Here is a 17,749-nt window from a genome sequence, read left to right as displayed (position 1 = left end):
TTTAAACTTCAAAAATAAATATTGTGTAAATATCTATTGAAATTATATAAAGAATGAGAGGCTCATGCCTAATAGATTTGTATTATAAAGAATAATACTTATGAAAAGTAATAAATTAACCACTAACTGTATGAGTATTTTAATTTCTACTTGTACAAATGATTTAGTAATTAATGCCAAACAAGTTAACTATTTTGAAATGTTCATGTTATCATTAGTCATTGCGTGTAAAAACAATGTAATTCAAGACAAATTAGTATTTAATGCAAGGTTTAAAGCTCAATTATTAAAATTATATAAGGATTATCAAAAATCCTGTAAACCTTTCTCTAGTGGTGTAGCTTAACTTTGTATTAAATCAAACAATGAAAAAATTATTATGGAAACTATTTTAGAACCAAAAATTGGATTAGAAAAAAAAGAGTTAATAAAAAGCATCAAAGATTTAACCATAGTATTATCTAATGAAATGGTTTTGTATGTAAAAAGCAGAAAATTCCATTGGAATGTTAAAGGAAATAGTTTTATGGAGTTGCACAAGCTTTTTGAAAACCAATACAGTAAACTTGAAAAAACAATAGATGAAGTTGCCGAAAGAATTAGCAAACTAGGTGGAAAAACTATTGGAACAATGAAAGAATTTATAGAGCACTCTATACTATCAGAAGAATCAAAATATGTGAATCAAAATCAAATGCTTGAAGAATTATTAGATGATCATGAAAAGATAATTCTTCAATTAAGAGCATTTATTGAAAACGCAGAAGAAACTAAAGACGCAGGGACAGCCGATTTTTTAACTGGAATTCTTCTAGATCATGAATCTAAATCTTGGGTTTTAAGAAAGTATTTAAGTTAAAAAAAACACAACAAACAAAAATAAGTATTAATTTTAAAAACAAACATTATGAACACTACAGAATTAAAAGGTAACTGGAATGAATTAAAAGGTAAAATGAAACAAAAGTATGCAGATTTGACCGATGATGATTTACTTTACGAAGAAGGTAAAGAAGATGAATTGTATGGTCGTATCCAGAAAAAAATTGGCAAATCAAAAGATGAAGTCAAAAAATGGATTGCAGAGTTGTAGGATTAAACCTATTTAACAACATAAAAAGAGGTGAAAACCTCTTTTTTGCTACAATTTAATAAAAACATTATATGAATTTACAAAGTAAACAACATCATAGCTCTCTAGATTTATTAGGCTTTATTGCCATATTATTTATTGCCTTTATGTTAAAGGGATTAATCATTCCACTGCTGTTTGCTATAATTTTAAGTGTTTTATTGTATCCTATTGTATCCTTCTTAGAAAAGAAATTCAGATTTAATAGAATTTTATCTGCACTAGTTTCTATAATTACTTTAACTATTTTAATAATGTCTGTCGTTTCTATCGTAGGAATTAAAATGGAAGAAATTGCATCAAAAAGAAACGAATATTATACTAGTGCAAAAGAAAAAATAATACCCTTAATCAATAAAGCAGAAAAATCTACAGGAATTCAATCTGAAGAAATTATCCAAACTGAAAATATGAAAATGGGTAAAGTTGTAAAAGATAATTTTTCAGACATCACAGGCTTCATAATGGCTTCTGGAAGTCTTCTTAGTAATCTAGTGTTAGTTCCTTTATACATGTTTTTCTTCTTGTTATATCGAAAATTCTTTATTAGTTTTATTTACTCTATTTGTTCAAAAAGATGTAGTAAAGAAGAAACAAAAGGAATTTTAACCAAACTTTACGAAGTACAACAAAACTATCTAATAGGATTATTAACCGTTATGCTAATTGTGGGTTGTTTAAACTCTATTGGATTGTTATTATTAGGAATCGATTATCCTTTTTTCTTTGGATTCTTATGTGCTTTATTATTATTAATCCCTTATATAGGTATCATTATTGGTTCACTTTTACCAGCAATAGTAGCTTTGGCAACAAAAGATTCCGCTTGGTATGCAGTTGGAGTGATCGGTATTTTTGGATTTATACAATTTATAGAAGGTAACTTTATAACTCCACATATTACTGGCTCAAAAGTAAGTATTAATGCTTTTGTATCTATACTCTCGATAATTGCTTTCTCCATGTTATGGGGAACATCAGGTATGATTTTGGCATTACCCATAACCGCAAGTTTAAAAGTAATTTTTGATCATTCAACTCAATTTCATGCTATAGGATTTTTATTAGGTCAACCCACTGATGAGTTTTTAAAAAGCAAAGCAAGAAGAAGGCTAAAAATTTGGAAGGAAATTAGAAAAAGGAAACAAACATAAATCTCTTAGTTTAAAACTTAAAATCAAATTCTACTCAAAGTATTTAAATTGATAAAAGATTTGGTTTGCCATCAGCTATTATTGAAAGAAAAATAGCAGAAAAAAAGTATTTTTACGCAAGTTTTAAGCAAAAGAAAAAAGCAAATATTTACAATTGCAAACATTATGAGTAACAAAATAATGTAGCAAGTTATACGTTAGAATTTTGAAAAGTAAATTAAAAAAAGTTTTAAAAGTATTTTTATGGATAATAGGTTCAATTTTTGGGCTTATTTTTCTTTTAATTATTGCTTTACAAATTCCTTTTGTACAAAAAATTGTTAAAAATAAAGCGATAACCTATTTAGAAAATAAAATACAAACTAATGTAGATATAGGTTCTATAGAAATAGGCCTACCAAAAAAAATAATACTAAACGACTTTTATTTTGAAGATCAATCTGGTGATACTTTATTAGCTGGAAAAAAACTTGATGTAAATATCAGCTTATTCAAATTATGGAATAACACTCTCGAAATTAATCATGTTAATTTAGAAGGTATTACAGGTAAAATTAGTAAGAACAAAGATTCTGTTTTCAATTTTGATTATATTATTAAAGCTTTTGAGACTAAAAAAGATACTACAGCTTCTGAACCAATGGTTATTAATGTTGACCAAATTAAAATTGAAAAAAGTAAGTTTTACTATAATGATGTTATAAACAAAAATGATTTAAATGTAAGTATTAATTATTTTGAAACTGAATTTGAAGTTTTTGACTTAGCTAATTTAAATTTCGATATTCCAAAAATTAAATTAGATGATTTTAAATTAAATCTAAATCAAGGTTTAGTAGAAACGACTAACAAAATCAATAAAAATATTCAAAAACAAACCAAAGAGAAAAACTTAACTCTAAAACTTAGTGAAATTGATTTCTCAAAAATATCGGTTTCTTATATAAATGAAACTTCAAAATTAGGAACAAGTCTTGGATTTGAAAAACTAAATACTACTGTAAAAAACATAGATTTAAAGAATCAAAAAATTGAAATAAAAGATTTAATTCTTGAAGATACTTATGGAAAATTAGAACTTGGGAAATTAGAAAAAAAAATAATAGACAAAGAAAGCAAAGACATCAATTCAAACTGGAGTTTTACAGTTAATACTATTTCCTTAAAAAACACAAATTTTGTTTACAACAACAATAACAAAATAGAAAAAACAGCTGGCTTAGACGCTAATCATTTATCTATTAACAAACTAAATTTAAAAGCTAAAGATTTAGCTTATTCTGCATCAAAATTTTCTGGCATAATTGATAGTTTTAATTTTTCAGAAAAAAGAGGATTCATCCTAAATAATTTAAGCACTCAATTTGAGTATACTGAACAAAATGCATTCCTTAAAAATTTAGAAATTAGTACACCACAAACTAATCTAAAAAACGAAAATATAGTACTGAAGTATCCTTCTATAACTTCATTGACAAATAATCCAGAAACTATTCAATTACAAGCTAATTTTAGCAATAGTAAATTAGGTTTTAAAGACATTCTTTTATTAGTGCCAAATTTAGCAACTACTTCTCCATTTAATCAGTATCAAAATAGTATTGCCAATTTTACTATAAATGCAACTGGTAAATTAAATGATCTTCAAATAAAAACAGTAAAAGCTTCTGGAATTGGTACTACAAAAATAGAGTTAAATGGTTCTATTTTAGGTTTACCAAATATAAACGAAACTTATTTCGATTTAACCATTTCAACTATCGAAAGTACGTCAAAAGACATAAATATTTTATTGCCAAAAGGAACAATACCAAATTCAATAACGTTACCCGAACATTTTGTTGCTAATGGAAATTTCAAAGGTTATATCAATAATTTTGAAACTAAGTTCAACATAGAAAGCTCCTTTGGAAATGCGATTGTTGATGCTTTATTTGATCAATCTAGTCCAAATAATGAAAAATATAATGTATTAGCTTCACTAGACCAATTTAACATTGGTAAACTAATTCAAAATAAAGATTTAGGAGCTGTTTCATTAAATACAAGCATAAAAGGAATCTCTTTGGATCCAAAAAAAGCCGATGCAAAAGTGGAAATGAAAATTCTTTCGGCAAATTATAATCAATATAATTACAATAATATTGATTTAAATGGAACTATAAAAAATGGTAATTTCACCCTACTTTCACAAGCAACTGATCCTAATTTAACATTCAATCTAAACACTTCTGGAAATTTTAATGATAAAACCCCAAAAGCAAAACTAAATTTAAATATCGAATTAATAGATTTAAACAAATTAAACTTATATGCTAGTGCCTTAAAATTAAAAGGAGACATTAATGCCGATTTTAATGCTCTTGATATAGACAACCTCAACGGGAATTTAAGTGCTACGAATTTCTTAGTTGCTTTAGAACATGAGCAATTTCCGATAGACACCATAACTTTAAGAGCAGTTTCTTCAGTTGAAAAAGATTCTATTATTTTAAAATCTCAGTTTGTTAATGCAACTGTAAATGGTAATTATGATTTAACTACGATTGGTAATACACTTTCGAATAGCTTATCAAAATATTTAGATACTAATTCTAAATCGAGAAATAAAATTCCTTCAAAACCACAGCATTTATCCTTTGAAATTAATATTAAAGAAGAAGAAATTCTTAAAAAAATTGTTCCAGATTTAAAAGAATTATCCGCTATCTCAATAACTGGAAAATACAACTCAGTGAACGATACAATTATAATTAATGGTTCTATTCCAAATCTAAATTATGCAGATAATGAAATTACTGGAGGAAATTTTTCAATTAATACTGAGAATGAAGCCTTAGTTTATGATTTAAACATTGGTAAAATTCAAAATAATGATTTCATCGTTCCAAAAACAAAAATTTCTGGTAAAGTTGAAAACAATCAAATAGATTATCAATTAAGTGTTATTGATTCCAAAGAAGTGGAAAAATATGCTGTTTCTGGAAATTATTTGTTAAAAAATGGGCTATCAGAAATTAAATTAAATTCAGAAAAATTAATTTTAAATTATGAAAATTGGACTATTGAATCAGACAATATAATTGCAATAAATAATGAAGGAGTTAATATTAAAAATTTCAATCTTTCAAAAAACCAAAATGCAATAGTCATACAATCACAAAATGAGTCTTTCTCTGCACCAATTGAAGTTAATTTGAACAATTTTGAAATACAATCAATTACTAATATTGTGAGTTCTAATTATGAATTTGGAGGAACAGTAAATGGAAATGCTACCATAAAAAACATAAATAAATCTCCGCTTTTCATTGCTGATGTAAACATAGAAAATTTCACCTTAAAAAAAGATACAGTAGGAAATATCGCTTTAAAAATTGATAATAAAATAGCCAACACTTATAATGCTAACCTAGCATTAACTGGAAATGACAATGTGGTAAAAATAAATGGTGATTATAAAACCGATTCACAAATTTTGAATTTCAATATCGATTTACAAAAATTAAACATGAGTTCATTACAAGCTTTCACTTTAGGAAATTTAAAAGATAGTGAAGGTTATTTAAATGGTAAAGTTCTTGTTACAGGAAAAGCTTCAAACCCAAATGTTGAAGGCCGTATAAAATTTAATGAAGTTGGTTTTAATGTTGTTCCTTTAAATTCAAAATTTAAGCTTATTAATGATGCTATCCTCTTTCAAAAAGATATAATTGTTTTTAATAATTTTAAATTGAAAGACGAAAATGATAATGATTTAAAAATAAATGGTACAATTAAAAGTACAGATTATTCAAATTTAGGTTTTGATTTAAATGTCGTTGCTGATAATTTTAAAGCGCTAAATTCTAAAGCAAATGATAATGAATTATTTTATGGTGAATTATATTTAGACAATAATTTAAATATAAAAGGTGATTTTAATAATCCAATTGTAAATGGTAGTGTTAAAATTAACAAAGACACTAAGTTCACCTTTGTTTTGCCGCAAGAAGACCCTTCAATTACAGATAGAGAAGGCATTGTAGAGTTTATAGATCAAGATCAACCTGTTTTAATCACGATTGAAGATCCAATGAAAAAAATTACAGAGACAAAAGTAAAAGGAATAAATGCATCTGTAAATATTGAGATTGATAAGGAAGCAGAAATATCTATTATCATTGACAAAGCAAACGGTGATTTTTTAAGATTAAAAGGCGAAGCAAAGCTTAGTGGTGGTATTGATGCTTCTGGAAAAACCACTTTAACTGGTAAATATGAATTTACTGATGGTTCTTATGAAATGAATTTTAATTTAATTAAAAGAAAATTCGATATAAAACCAGGTAGTTATATTTTATGGACAGGCGAACCTACTCTAGCAAATGTTAATGTAACTGCTATTTACAAATCAAACATTGCTCCTATTGATTTGGTAAACGACCAATTAGGAACAGTTTCTACAGAAGTTAGAAATACATATAAACAAAAAATACCATTTGAAACCCAATTAAAAATGTCGGGTGAATTATTACATCCAGAAATTAAATTTGATATCGTTTTACCAGAAGGGAATAATGATGTTTCAACTGAAGTAATTAATACTACTCAAGCCAAATTAGTACAAATTAGACAACAAGAAGATGTTTTAAACAAGCAAGTCTTTGCCATCTTATTATTAAATAGATTTATTGGTAAAAACCCTTTTCAGAGTGAAAGTGGTGGCATAAGTGCAACTTATTTAGCTAGGCAAAGTGCTAGTAGAATTTTATCTGAACAATTAAATCAATTAGCTGGAGATTTAATTCAAGGCTTTGAAATTGACTTCGACTTAGAGGCAACTGAAGATTATTCTTCTGGTCAAAAAAAAGATAAAACTGATTTAAATGTAGGCATTTCAAAAGAATTATTAGATGATCGTTTGAAAGTAACAGTAGGAAGTAGTTTTGGAGTGGAAGGCTCACAAAATGAAAACGAACAAGCAAACAATATTGCTGGTGATTTAACTGCCGAGTATTTGCTTACTAAAGATGGAAGGTATAGGTTAAAAGCCTATAGAAAAAATAATTATCAAGTAGCATTACAAGGCCAAGTAATTGAAACTGGTGTTGCTTTTATAATTACCATGAATTATGATAAGTTTAAAGAGTTATTTCAAAAAAGTAAAGCAAAAAAACAATAATATTTTTTATGAAAAAGTTACATCTCCTATATATAATTGCAACAACCTTACTTCTATTTTCTTGTAGTGGTGTCAAGAATATTCCTGAAGGTGATTTACTATACATTGGTCACAAATTAGATGTGAATGGAGAAAAAACAAAAAGAGCAGAAAGAAAACAAATTGAAAATAACTTAGATAATTTAATTAGACCAAAACCTAATCGCTCTATTTTAGGAATGAGACCTGGAATTTTCTTTTATAACCTTGCTGGAAATGTAAAGAAAGAAAAAGGTTTTAGACATTGGATTAAATACAAATTAGGAGAAAAACCAGTATTATTTAGCGAAGTTGATTTAGCATACAATAAGAAAATTATCCAAAATCATGCTGAAAATAAAGGTTTCTTTAATGTGCAAACTGTTTCAGATTCTACTAAAAGAGGCAAAAAAGCAATTGCAAAATATAGTGTAAAATTAAATCATCAATACAAAATAAAACAAATTATTTATCCAAATGATTCAACAGTTGTAACTAAACAAATTACCGATTTAAAAGAGAATAGCTTTTTAAGGGTTGGTGAAGCTTATGATTTAGATAAAATTAAAAACGAAAGAAGTAGAATTGATACTAAATTAAAAGAATTAGGCTACTATTATTTTAATGAGAATTTTATACTTACAAAAATAGATAGCACAGTAGGAAATCATGAAGTTGACTTATTTATAGATATTAAAAACACTACTCCAGAAAAAGCAAAACAAGCTTTCAAAATTAATTCGGTATATGTTTACCCAACCTTTAAAATTGATAATGACACATTAAGCAAAAGTTCTAATACATCTACAAAATATGAAAATTTCACTATTATTGATGATGAAAAGCTTTTTAAACCTGTTGTTTTTGAAAATACATTATATTTTAAAAAAGAAGATTTATACAATCGAACCAACCATAATTTATCCTTAAATAGAATCATTACTTTAGGTACATTTAAATTTGTAAAAAATCAATTTAAAGAAAGTGATACCACTGGTAATTATCTAGATGCCTATTATTATTTAACTCCATTACCAAAAAAATCCATTCGATTAGAAGCATTAGCGAAAAGTAATTCAGCAAACTATTCTGGAACAGAACTAAACATAAACTGGAGCAATAGAAATACTTTTAGAGGTGCTGAACTACTTACATTATCCATTTTTGGAGGATTAGAAGTCCAAGTTTCTGGTCAAAACAATGGTTTTAATGTATATCGATTTGGTGGAGAATCTAGCTTAACATGGCCAAGGTTTATCATTCCTTTTAAAACTCATATTGCTAGTGGTTATGTACCTCGAACAAAAACTACATTAAGTTATGAATACCAGTTTAGAGCAAAACTATATTCCTTACAAACCTTCAAAAGTTCATTTGGGTATTTATGGAAAGAAAATGAGAGAAAAGAACACAATTTTAATGTTTTAGATATTACTTATACCACATCAAACGGTGTTACCGACTTATATCAGCAACAAATTGATGCTAATCCATCACTAGAAAAAATAATACAAAAGCAACTTATTTTTGGTCCAACTTATTCTTATACTTATACCAATACAATGCTGGCCAATAAAAAGAACACATTCTATTTTAAAGGTGCTTTAGATTTATCTGCTAATGCAACCGGACTTATATTAGGTGCTAATGATGCCAACAATCCTAAAACTATTCTTGGAGTTCCTTTTAGTCAATTTTCAAAATTTGAAATAGATTTTAGACATTATCTAAACTTTGGGAAAGAAACAAAACTAGCCAGTAGAGTAATTATGGGAGTTGGTATTCCTTATGGTAATTCTAATGAGCTTCCTTTTATAAAACAATTCTTCATAGGAGGAACAAGTAGTATTAGAGCTTTTCGGGCACGTTCTATTGGTCCAGGAATCTTTAATGGTAGTACAACAAATAGTACTTTCTTACCTGATCAATCTGGTGATATAAAATTTGAATTTAATACAGAATTAAGAACTAAAATTTATGATTTAGTCAAAGGTGCTGTATTTGTTGATGGTGGTAATATTTGGCTATTAAATGAAGATATTAATAAACCTGGTGCTACATTTTCAAAAGATTTCATGAATCAATTAGCAATAGGAGCTGGTGTTGGACTTCGATTCGACTTCTCTTTCTTAATCCTAAGGACTGATTTTGCTTTTCCATTAAGAAAACCCTATTTACCGAAAGGAAGTGAATGGGTAATTGATGAAATTGACTTTGGCAGTAGAAATTGGAGAAAAGAAAATCTAATATTCAATTTAGCAATTGGTTACCCTTTTTAATATAAAGTAAAGCTTTTCATATAGAAAAACATATAAATTCAAATAAAAACAATCTTCTTTCACATAATTATTATGTAAGAATTCTAAGGAATCTTATAAGCTTTGAAAATGGTTTTATTTATAGCTTTGAATAACTATAAGAAAATCAAAAATGCATTATCAAAAACAAAATAATTTACTAAGTAAAAATCAAATAATTATAAGCATAAAAGAAAAAATTATTGCTTTTTTTATTGATGTTGCTAATGTTATAAATTATCAAAAAAGTGTATTTAAAAACATTTTTACAAATACATTTGAATTCAATGAGTTTTTAAAACAATGTTATCAAATAGGTAATAAATCTGTTGGTTTAATCTCAATTACAGGTATTATAATTGGTTTAGTATTAACTATTCAGTCACGACCACCATTAGTTAAATTTGGAGCCGTGGGTATATTACCAGGCATGGTTGCAATTTCGATAATTAGAGAAATGGGGCCAGTTATTACAGCCTTAATTTGTGCTGGTAAAATAGGCTCAAGCATGGGAGCAGAATTAGGCTCAATGCGAGTAACAGAACAAATAGATGCCATGGAAGTTTCTAACACAAACCCAATAAATTTTCTAGTTGTTCCAAGGGTTTTAGCAGCAACTATAATGATACCCATTTTAACCTTATATGCAGATGTAATAGGTATTTTTGGTAGTTGGTTAGGTGTAAACATCAAAGACGATGTTAGTCTAACACTTTTTATTCATCAGGCATTTAAAAACGTTGAATTTATCGATTTAATTCCAGCGTTAATTAAATCCTTCTTTTTTGGAGCCGTAATTGGTATGGTCGGTTGCTATAAAGGATTTAATGCAGGAAGAGGAACAGAAAGTGTTGGTATAGCAGCCAATTCAGCTGTAGTTACCTCATCTCTTTTATTAATAATTGTTGATTTAATTGCTGTACAAATAACAGATTTGTTATGAAAAATGTATTAATTGATATTAAAGACATTAAAAAAAGTTTTGGGGAACAAGATGTCCTAAAAGGTATTACTTTGCAATTATTTGAAAACGAGAATCTAGTAGTTTTGGGAAAATCTGGATCAGGAAAATCGGTTTTAATTAAATGTATCGTTAATTTATTAAAATTGGATTCAGGAAGTATAAAAGTTGGTGAACGTGAAATTTCAGAAATAAATGAAGATGATTTAATTGAAGTTAGAAAACAAATTGGGTTTTTATTTCAAGGAGCAGCATTATATGATTCCATGACAGTAAGAGAAAATTTAACTTTCCCCTTAACTCGATTAACTGAAGAATTTACAAATGAAGAAATTACTCAAAAAATTGAAAAAATTTTAGAAGAAGTAAGTTTACCCGAATCTATTGATAAAATGCCTTCTGAACTTTCTGGTGGAATGAAAAAAAGAATTGGTCTAGCTCGCACCTTAATTATAAATCCTAAAATATTATTATACGACGAACCAACGACTGGTTTGGACCCAATAACTTCAAATGAAATTAGTAACCTTATAAATGAAACCAAAAATAAGTTCAATACTTCCTCCATTATAATAACACATGACATAAAATGTGTAAAAACTGTAGCCGATAGAATCGTTATGTTAAAAGATGGAATCGTATACAAAACAGGAACACTATCTGAATTTGAAAATGATACTGATAGTTATATAAAATCATTTTTTAAATAAAAAAACATGGAAACTCAAAACAAATCTTATAAAATAAAGCTAGGAATTTTTGTAACATTAGGAATACTTTTTCTAATTTCAATAATTTTCGTAATAGGTAGTCAACAAAATCTTTTTAGTAAAGAAATTAAATTAACCACAAAATTCAAGAATGCCAGTGGACTACAAGTGGGAAGTATTGTAAGATTTTCTGGTATAGCAATAGGAATGGTAAATAATGTAGAAATTATAAATGACAGCTCAGTTGAAGTAAATTTATCCATTAAAGATGAAATCAAAGAATTTATTAAAAAAGATAGTAAAGCTTCAATAGGTTCAGAAGGAGTTATTGGTGATAAATTATTAGTTATATCACAAGGAAATCCAAAATCAAAATCAGTTGAAGATGGAGATGTTATTAAATCTTTCGAACCCATAGAGATAGATGATATTTTAGCTTCTGTAAAAGTTACTGCGGAAAATGCTGAAGTAATTACAAGTGAATTAGCTATGTTACTTACTGATGTCAATGAAGGTGAAGGAACATTAGGAAAATTAATGAATGACGAAGAAATGGCTAAAGATCTTGAAAAAACTATGGAAAACTTAAGAAAAAGTTCTAAAGGATTAGAAGAAAATATGGAAGCTGCAAAACATAATTTCTTATTAAGAGGTTATTTTAGAAAAAAAGAAAGAGAAAAAAAGAAAGCTTTAGAAAAAACTCAAGAAGAAGCCGAAGAAAAAACAACTAAAAAATAGCAACTAATTTCTATTTGATTAAGACAAGTAACCTAATAAACGTTTTTTTTTATTACTTTTACTAAAAATCAAAAACAACAACAGTGAAACTATTTTTAAAGCTTGATTCTAATATTTTAGCTAAAAAAATCTTGAATGAAAAATTAAAAAATTTCAATATAAAGTATGAAATAATAAATTCCTCAGAGATTTTATTTTTAGAAAACATACCTACAGAAATTTATCAACAAATTACTACTTTATTAGAAGAATACGGATTTGAAATAATTGAAAATCAAAAAAATATATTAGTTCAAAAAATTAAAGATACCATAATTGAAATGGTTCTCAATGAGGATGCGCCTAATGTAAAAAGCTCCGTTTATTTAGCAGAGAAACTAGATCATAGTTATGGATATTTGTCAAATATTTTCTCAGAAGTTACCTATACTTCTATTGAAAATTTTATCATTATTCAAAAAATTGAATTAACAAAACATCTTATCATTAATGAAAATCTAAGTTTAACCGAAATTGCTTTTAAATTAAATTATTCAAGTGTTGCTCATTTAAGTACGCAATTTAAAAATACTACAGGTATAACTCCTTCTGCCTTTCAAAGAATTATTACAAAAAGAAGAGAAATTGCTACAAAAAATATAAATTAAATTAAATATGCAGAAAGATTATATCCTTATTACTTTAGCAGATGATGATGAAGACGATCGTTTATTCTTTACAGATGCATTTGATGAATTAAAGATTAATACCGTTGTAAACACTTTTAAAAATGGTAAAGAATTATTAGATTTTTTACATCATCCAGAATCTATTTTACCAAACATTATTTTCTTAGACTTAAATATGCCCATTTTAAATGGTGTAGATTGTTTAAAAGAAATTAAAAAGAGTGATAAATTCAATAACATTGCCATAGCTATTTATTCAACCTCATCTTCAGATCAAGATGTAGAAAATACTTTTGTACTAGGTGCTAATATTTATATTAAAAAACCAAGCGATTTTAATACATTAAAAAAAGTTTTATCTGAAGTAGTAACAATAAATTGGCAATATCATACCAGTGGATTAAATAAAGATAATTTTTTATTACGATTATAACCAGTAATTTATGGGTGAAAATAAGTTTAAATCATCAAAATTTCATAAAATAATTTTCACTATTAGTTTATTTATTGTTCTTTTTATTGGAGCAATTACATATAAACACATTGAAGGTGTTTCTACCTCTTCTAAACTTATAATGCACACTTATGAAGTTAATTTAGAATTAGAGCAATTATTCTCATATATAAAAGATTCTGAAAATAGTATGAGAGGTTTCTTAATAACTAATGAAAGTATTTATTTAAATCCTTATTATACTGCAAATAGCAATATTAATAGATCATTTGGTATATTAAAAAAATTAACTGCAAATAATAAAAAACAACAGCAAAATCTTAATGAATTATATGAGATAATAAAAAAACGTTTGGATTATAATGGCGAATATTCTGACCCAGATGTAAACAAACGTAAAAATGCTTCTAAAAAATTTAAAAAAAACTTTAGTGAAAGTAGTAAACTTTTAGTTGATATAAGATATAAGATTAATGAAATGGCTGACTTACAGAGTTCATACTTAAAAAAACATAATTCAATTTATAACCAACAAGTCAGTTTTACTCCTATTTTAACACTTAGTATTTTATTAATTACTATCATATTAATTGTCTATTCCTATTACAAAACGGATAAAGATTTAGAAAAATTAAAAGAAATAAATAATAGTTTAAGCAAATCGTTTTTTTTAAACTCACAAGCAGAAATTCTTTCAAATTTTGGTACTTGGGAATGGAATTTAAATAATCACCAAATCATCTATTCTGATAATTTTTATCGTTTATTAGGCGTTGAACCTAATTCTTTTTCTTCAACTAATGAAAATTTTATAACTTTTGTTCATCCAGAAGATAAAGAAACTGTTCTTGAAATCATGAATAAAATTGTTAAAGAAGAGAATTTACCTCCTTCAATCTACAGAATCATAAGAGCAGATGGAGAAACTCGTTTTTTTAGAGCAACAGGAAAATTATTTGATGAGAAATTAAAAAATCGAACAGTTTTAGGTGTTACACATGATATAACGGATGAAATTAATAACAATTTACTTTTAGAAAAAAACATAGAAGATTTAAAAAAAGTAAATAACGAACTTCAAATCTTTGATGAATCAAGTAAACAGGCAGAAATTTTAGGAAATTATGGCAGTTGGGTTTTAAATTTTGAAAACAACAAATTTATATATTCTGATAATAATTTTAGATTAATGGGATATGAGCCACAAGCTTTTGAGCCAACAATTGAAAACCTTTTACTTCATGTACATGATGAGGATAAAGAAATTGTAATTGAAGCTAAAAAAGCTGCAATTTCAAATGGTGAAATTCCAACAATGGATTATAGAATTATTAGAAAAGATGGTGCCGTTAGACGTTTTAAAACTGTTGCTAAATCATTTATTGATTTAAGTGGTGAACAAAGTATAATAGGTACAACTCAAGATGTAACTGAAGATTATAACAAAAGTAAATTATTAAAAGAACGTAATTTAGAACTAGAGCAAAATATAAAAGAACTCAATGAATTTAATCATGTGGCTAGTCATGATTTACAAGAGCCTTTAAGAAAAATTCAAACCTTTATCTCAAGATTGAATGATCGAGAAAAAGAAAACTTATCCGATTTTGGTAAAGATTATTTATTAAGAATTGAAAGTGCTTCAGATAGAATGCGAATTTTAATTAATGACTTATTACAATATTCTAGAACAAATAGAGGAGATAAAAATTTCATTAATGTAGATTTAAATGAAGTTTTAGCCAATAGTTTGTCTGAGTTATCACAGAATATCGAAGATAAAAAAGCAACCATTAAATATGATTCTCTCCAAGTTATAAAAGGTGTAGCTTTTCAAATGCAACAACTTTTTACCAATTTAATAAGCAATTCATTAAAATATTCAAAAGATAATGAAGCGCCACAAATTGTAATTAAATACAAAAAAGTAAAAGCTATAAATGAAGCCATTTTAAAAGACAATTCAAATAGAGTGTATCATAGAATAAGATTCAAGGATAATGGAATTGGATTTGAACAAGAAAATGCGGAAAAAATATTTTTACTATTTAATAGGCTTCATGGAAAAACTGAATACCAAGGAACTGGAGTAGGTTTAGCCATCTGTAAAAAAATAGTAGAAAATCACAATGGTTATATTTTTGCATCAAGTAAACCAAATGAAGGATCTGTATTTAGTATTTATATACCAAAAACATAATTAACTTTTGCTGTCACACTCTACCCTTTAGAGCCATATTCACAATTCTTACAAATATTAAAATAAAACAGAAGTAAGTTCATTATTTCTGTTTTACTATTTCTCTTTACCAAATTTTTAATTTCTTTTTGCATTATAAACTCAGTTTAAGTTTCTGCAGTTTCTCTTCTTATAGTCTTTTTGTCTATAAACTACTAAATACATTCAACAAACTTAAAATTCTATAATATTCTACAAAAAACATATAACATGAAGGCTAAGCAATCTGCTTAAATTTGTATTATAAGTTCTTTAAATAATAGATAAATCAAGCAAGAGTGTTAGTGGTAATGATATAATTTATAGATAAAATGATGTAATATAAATTTTCATTGAATGAACCAACTTTGTAATGTATTAAAAAAGAAAAAATGAAAAAGTCAACCCCCAAAAGAACCTTACATTTTTATTTGATATTATGCAGCATGGCATTGTTAACGATTATTTCTTGTGCATTTACAAATAAAGAAGAAGAAGATAGTTTAATGACCTATATAAACGGAAACATTTATGAATATAAAAATAACAATTATGAATATAAGAACATTGAAGCAGAATTATTAGCCAAGTTTAACGAAAAAAAACTAAATCTTATCACAATTAGTGCTAAAGAAAAAGAAAAAGAAATTCCTTTTAGAGTGAAATGCTTAGCAACAAATTTAATTGAAGAGCAAAGCAAAATAAATGAAACAATTAATGAAATTACTTCAAAAAAATTAATAATCATTCCTTGTATAAATATTCAAAATAATTGTATCCAATTAGATGATGAAGATGACAATGATATTTTTAGAAATAAATATTTAGAGACAGTTTCAAATATTTTAAAAAGTCAGATTCAAGATTTAACACTATTATCTCAAACAACAAAAGATATAGATTTTAAAATTTTAGCCATACAAACAATTGCTAAACTAAATACTTCTTTAAATGAAGTGAAGCAAATTATAACAGTTAAAACATAAATCAACAGATAATACCAATCGTCATATTAACATTAATTGCAAATGACACAATAATAATTATCTATTAAAAATAAAAATTTAGAAACAATTTAATATTAAACATAAACATTAAAAACAATTAACATGAAAACAAGAAAAAAAATTGCAGCAACACTGGCATTACTTTTAACTACATCATTAGCGGTTAACGCTCAATCTAAAGATTCAAATGCAGAATTTGGTTTTAAAGGTGGTGTAAATTTCTCAAATATGTACACAGAAGATGTTGATGACAACAATGTATTAACCAGCTTTAACGCAGGTATATATGCAAAATTACCATTAACTGATGCAATAGCCATTCAACCAGAATTACTTTATAGTAGAAAAGGTGCAGAATTAGTCTATGACAATGTATTTGCAGAAGGAACTGCTAAATTCAAATTAAACTATATAGAATTACCTATTCTACTAAAATTTAATCTAACAGATAATTTCAACATACATGCTGGTCCTTATTTTGCATACTTAATTGATGCGCAAGTAACCAATGAAACAGATGATGGCACATTTGATTTTGAAGACAACTATGATAATGATGATTTTAACAAATTTGATTATGGATTATCGGCAGGAGTAGGTTTAGACTTTGAATCTATAGGAATTGGAGTTAGATACAACTATGGTTTACAAACTGTAGGTAAAGACAGGGATTTTGCTGGAACAACATATACAGTTCCAGATGGAAAAAACAGTAATTTAAGTTTATACTTAGCTGTAAGATTAAATTAAAAATATAATATTATGCAAAGCTTACTATATCTTATTGCAATAGTATTAATTATCCTTTGGATTCTTGGTTATTTTGTATTCAGTGCAGGATCTTTAATACACATATTATTAGTTATAGCGGCTATTGCAGTATTATTACAAATTATTCAAGGAAAAAAAAATTAAAAAACATTTTAAAAACACAAAATTATGAAATCAAATAAAGTAATATTAGGAGTAGCAGCAGGTTTAGCTGTTGGAGCAGTTATTGGAGTATTATTAGCACCAGATAAAGGTTCAGAAACAAGAAAAAAAATAGCAAAAAAAGCAACTGATTTAAAAGATAATCTTAAAGAAGGGTTAGACAATACAATTAGTTCATTGGAAAACAAATATGGTGAACTTCAAGAAAAATACAACTACCTATCTGAGAATATTGAAGAAAAGATAAAAGAAGGTAAAACAAAAATTAAAGAAGAATTAGCAAAAATTCAATAAA

The 17,749-nt window shown here is 26.4% G+C and carries 16 protein-coding genes; all 16 read left to right on the top strand.

What is annotated here, in order from left to right; all coding sequences use genetic code 11:
- Positions 1–100 precede the first annotated feature (100 nt).
- The 16 genes from ACULEV_RS06180 (at position 101) to ACULEV_RS06105 (ending at position 17,748) form a co-directional block, all read left to right on the top strand.
- Positions 101–346, top strand: a complete 246-nt coding sequence (locus ACULEV_RS06180) for a hypothetical protein (protein WP_445457797.1) — start codon at positions 101–103, stop codon at positions 344–346.
- A gap of 33 nt (positions 347–379) precedes the next feature.
- Positions 380–859 (top strand): Dps family protein, encoded by a 480-nt coding sequence (locus ACULEV_RS06175; protein WP_445457796.1) that lies wholly within the window; start codon positions 380–382, stop codon positions 857–859.
- A gap of 48 nt (positions 860–907) precedes the next feature.
- Positions 908–1,093 (top strand): CsbD family protein, encoded by a 186-nt coding sequence (locus ACULEV_RS06170; protein ID WP_445457795.1) that lies wholly within the window; start codon positions 908–910, stop codon positions 1,091–1,093.
- 71 nt (positions 1,094–1,164) lie between these two features.
- Positions 1,165–2,286, top strand: coding sequence for an AI-2E family transporter (locus tag ACULEV_RS06165; protein WP_445457794.1), 1,122 nt, complete (start codon positions 1,165–1,167; stop codon positions 2,284–2,286).
- A 205-nt stretch (positions 2,287–2,491) separates the two neighbouring features.
- The gene (locus tag ACULEV_RS06160; RefSeq protein WP_445457793.1) at positions 2,492–7,450 is read left to right on the top strand and encodes a translocation/assembly module TamB domain-containing protein; all 4,959 of its coding nucleotides are present in this window, start codon (positions 2,492–2,494) and stop codon (positions 7,448–7,450) included.
- An 8-nt stretch (positions 7,451–7,458) separates the two neighbouring features.
- Positions 7,459–9,747: a translocation and assembly module lipoprotein TamL gene (gene tamL, locus ACULEV_RS06155; protein ID WP_445457792.1), complete on the top strand. Its 2,289-nt coding sequence runs from the start codon at positions 7,459–7,461 to the stop codon at positions 9,745–9,747.
- 151 nt (positions 9,748–9,898) lie between these two features.
- The gene (locus tag ACULEV_RS06150) at positions 9,899–10,708 is read left to right on the top strand and encodes an MlaE family ABC transporter permease (protein ID WP_445457791.1); all 810 of its coding nucleotides are present in this window, start codon (positions 9,899–9,901) and stop codon (positions 10,706–10,708) included.
- A complete protein-coding gene (locus tag ACULEV_RS06145; RefSeq protein ID WP_445457790.1) occupies positions 10,705–11,436 on the top strand; it encodes an ABC transporter ATP-binding protein in 732 nt (243 codons plus the stop codon). Before ACULEV_RS06150 ends, ACULEV_RS06145 begins: the two co-directional genes overlap by 4 nt.
- A gap of 6 nt (positions 11,437–11,442) precedes the next feature.
- Positions 11,443–12,174, top strand: a complete 732-nt coding sequence (locus ACULEV_RS06140; protein WP_445457789.1) for an MlaD family protein — start codon at positions 11,443–11,445, stop codon at positions 12,172–12,174.
- Positions 12,175–12,257: 83 nt separating this feature from the next.
- Complete coding sequence (locus tag ACULEV_RS06135) at positions 12,258–12,821, top strand: helix-turn-helix domain-containing protein (RefSeq protein WP_445457788.1); 564 nt, start codon at positions 12,258–12,260, stop codon at positions 12,819–12,821.
- Between the two features lie 7 nt (positions 12,822–12,828).
- Positions 12,829–13,275, top strand: coding sequence for a response regulator (locus ACULEV_RS06130; RefSeq protein WP_445457787.1), 447 nt, complete (start codon positions 12,829–12,831; stop codon positions 13,273–13,275).
- Between the two features lie 10 nt (positions 13,276–13,285).
- A complete protein-coding gene (locus ACULEV_RS06125; protein ID WP_445457786.1) occupies positions 13,286–15,496 on the top strand; it encodes a PAS domain-containing protein in 2,211 nt (736 codons plus the stop codon).
- 410 nt (positions 15,497–15,906) lie between these two features.
- Positions 15,907–16,500, top strand: coding sequence for a hypothetical protein (locus ACULEV_RS06120; protein WP_445457785.1), 594 nt, complete (start codon positions 15,907–15,909; stop codon positions 16,498–16,500).
- A 123-nt stretch (positions 16,501–16,623) separates the two neighbouring features.
- Entirely contained in the window at positions 16,624–17,271 is a 648-nt protein-coding gene (locus ACULEV_RS06115; RefSeq protein WP_445457784.1) for a porin family protein, read from the top strand.
- Positions 17,272–17,283: 12 nt separating this feature from the next.
- Positions 17,284–17,436, top strand: a complete 153-nt coding sequence (locus ACULEV_RS06110; RefSeq protein ID WP_445457783.1) for a lmo0937 family membrane protein — start codon at positions 17,284–17,286, stop codon at positions 17,434–17,436.
- Positions 17,437–17,460: 24 nt separating this feature from the next.
- On the top strand, positions 17,461–17,748 hold the full coding sequence (locus tag ACULEV_RS06105; protein WP_445457782.1) for a YtxH domain-containing protein: 288 nt from the start codon (positions 17,461–17,463) through the stop codon (positions 17,746–17,748).
- Position 17,749: the final 1 nt, after the last annotated feature.

The sequence above is a fragment of the Flavobacterium sp. HNIBRBA15423 genome (assembly GCF_052655965.1).
Note: the sequence above shows the minus strand (reverse complement) of the source record. Positions and strands in the feature narration are given on the sequence as shown.

What these genes read in the sequence shown, in the direction of transcription:
- tamL (WP_445457792.1), top strand. Translation starts at nt 7,459, where the DNA reads ATGAAAAAGTTACATCTCCTATATATAATTGCAACAACCTTACTTCTA.
- ACULEV_RS06140 (WP_445457789.1), top strand. Translation starts at nt 11,443, where the DNA reads ATGGAAACTCAAAACAAATCTTATAAAATAAAGCTAGGAATTTTTGTA.
- ACULEV_RS06150 (WP_445457791.1), top strand. Translation starts at nt 9,899, where the DNA reads ATGCATTATCAAAAACAAAATAATTTACTAAGTAAAAATCAAATAATT.
- ACULEV_RS06170 (WP_445457795.1), top strand. Translation starts at nt 908, where the DNA reads ATGAACACTACAGAATTAAAAGGTAACTGGAATGAATTAAAAGGTAAA.
- ACULEV_RS06145 (WP_445457790.1), top strand. Translation starts at nt 10,705, where the DNA reads ATGAAAAATGTATTAATTGATATTAAAGACATTAAAAAAAGTTTTGGG.
- ACULEV_RS06180 (WP_445457797.1), top strand. Translation starts at nt 101, where the DNA reads ATGAAAAGTAATAAATTAACCACTAACTGTATGAGTATTTTAATTTCT.
- ACULEV_RS06125 (WP_445457786.1), top strand. Translation starts at nt 13,286, where the DNA reads ATGGGTGAAAATAAGTTTAAATCATCAAAATTTCATAAAATAATTTTC.
- ACULEV_RS06165 (WP_445457794.1), top strand. Translation starts at nt 1,165, where the DNA reads ATGAATTTACAAAGTAAACAACATCATAGCTCTCTAGATTTATTAGGC.
- ACULEV_RS06130 (WP_445457787.1), top strand. Translation starts at nt 12,829, where the DNA reads ATGCAGAAAGATTATATCCTTATTACTTTAGCAGATGATGATGAAGAC.
- ACULEV_RS06120 (WP_445457785.1), top strand. Translation starts at nt 15,907, where the DNA reads ATGAAAAAGTCAACCCCCAAAAGAACCTTACATTTTTATTTGATATTA.
- ACULEV_RS06110 (WP_445457783.1), top strand. Translation starts at nt 17,284, where the DNA reads ATGCAAAGCTTACTATATCTTATTGCAATAGTATTAATTATCCTTTGG.
- ACULEV_RS06115 (WP_445457784.1), top strand. Translation starts at nt 16,624, where the DNA reads ATGAAAACAAGAAAAAAAATTGCAGCAACACTGGCATTACTTTTAACT.
- ACULEV_RS06105 (WP_445457782.1), top strand. Translation starts at nt 17,461, where the DNA reads ATGAAATCAAATAAAGTAATATTAGGAGTAGCAGCAGGTTTAGCTGTT.
- ACULEV_RS06175 (WP_445457796.1), top strand. Translation starts at nt 380, where the DNA reads ATGGAAACTATTTTAGAACCAAAAATTGGATTAGAAAAAAAAGAGTTA.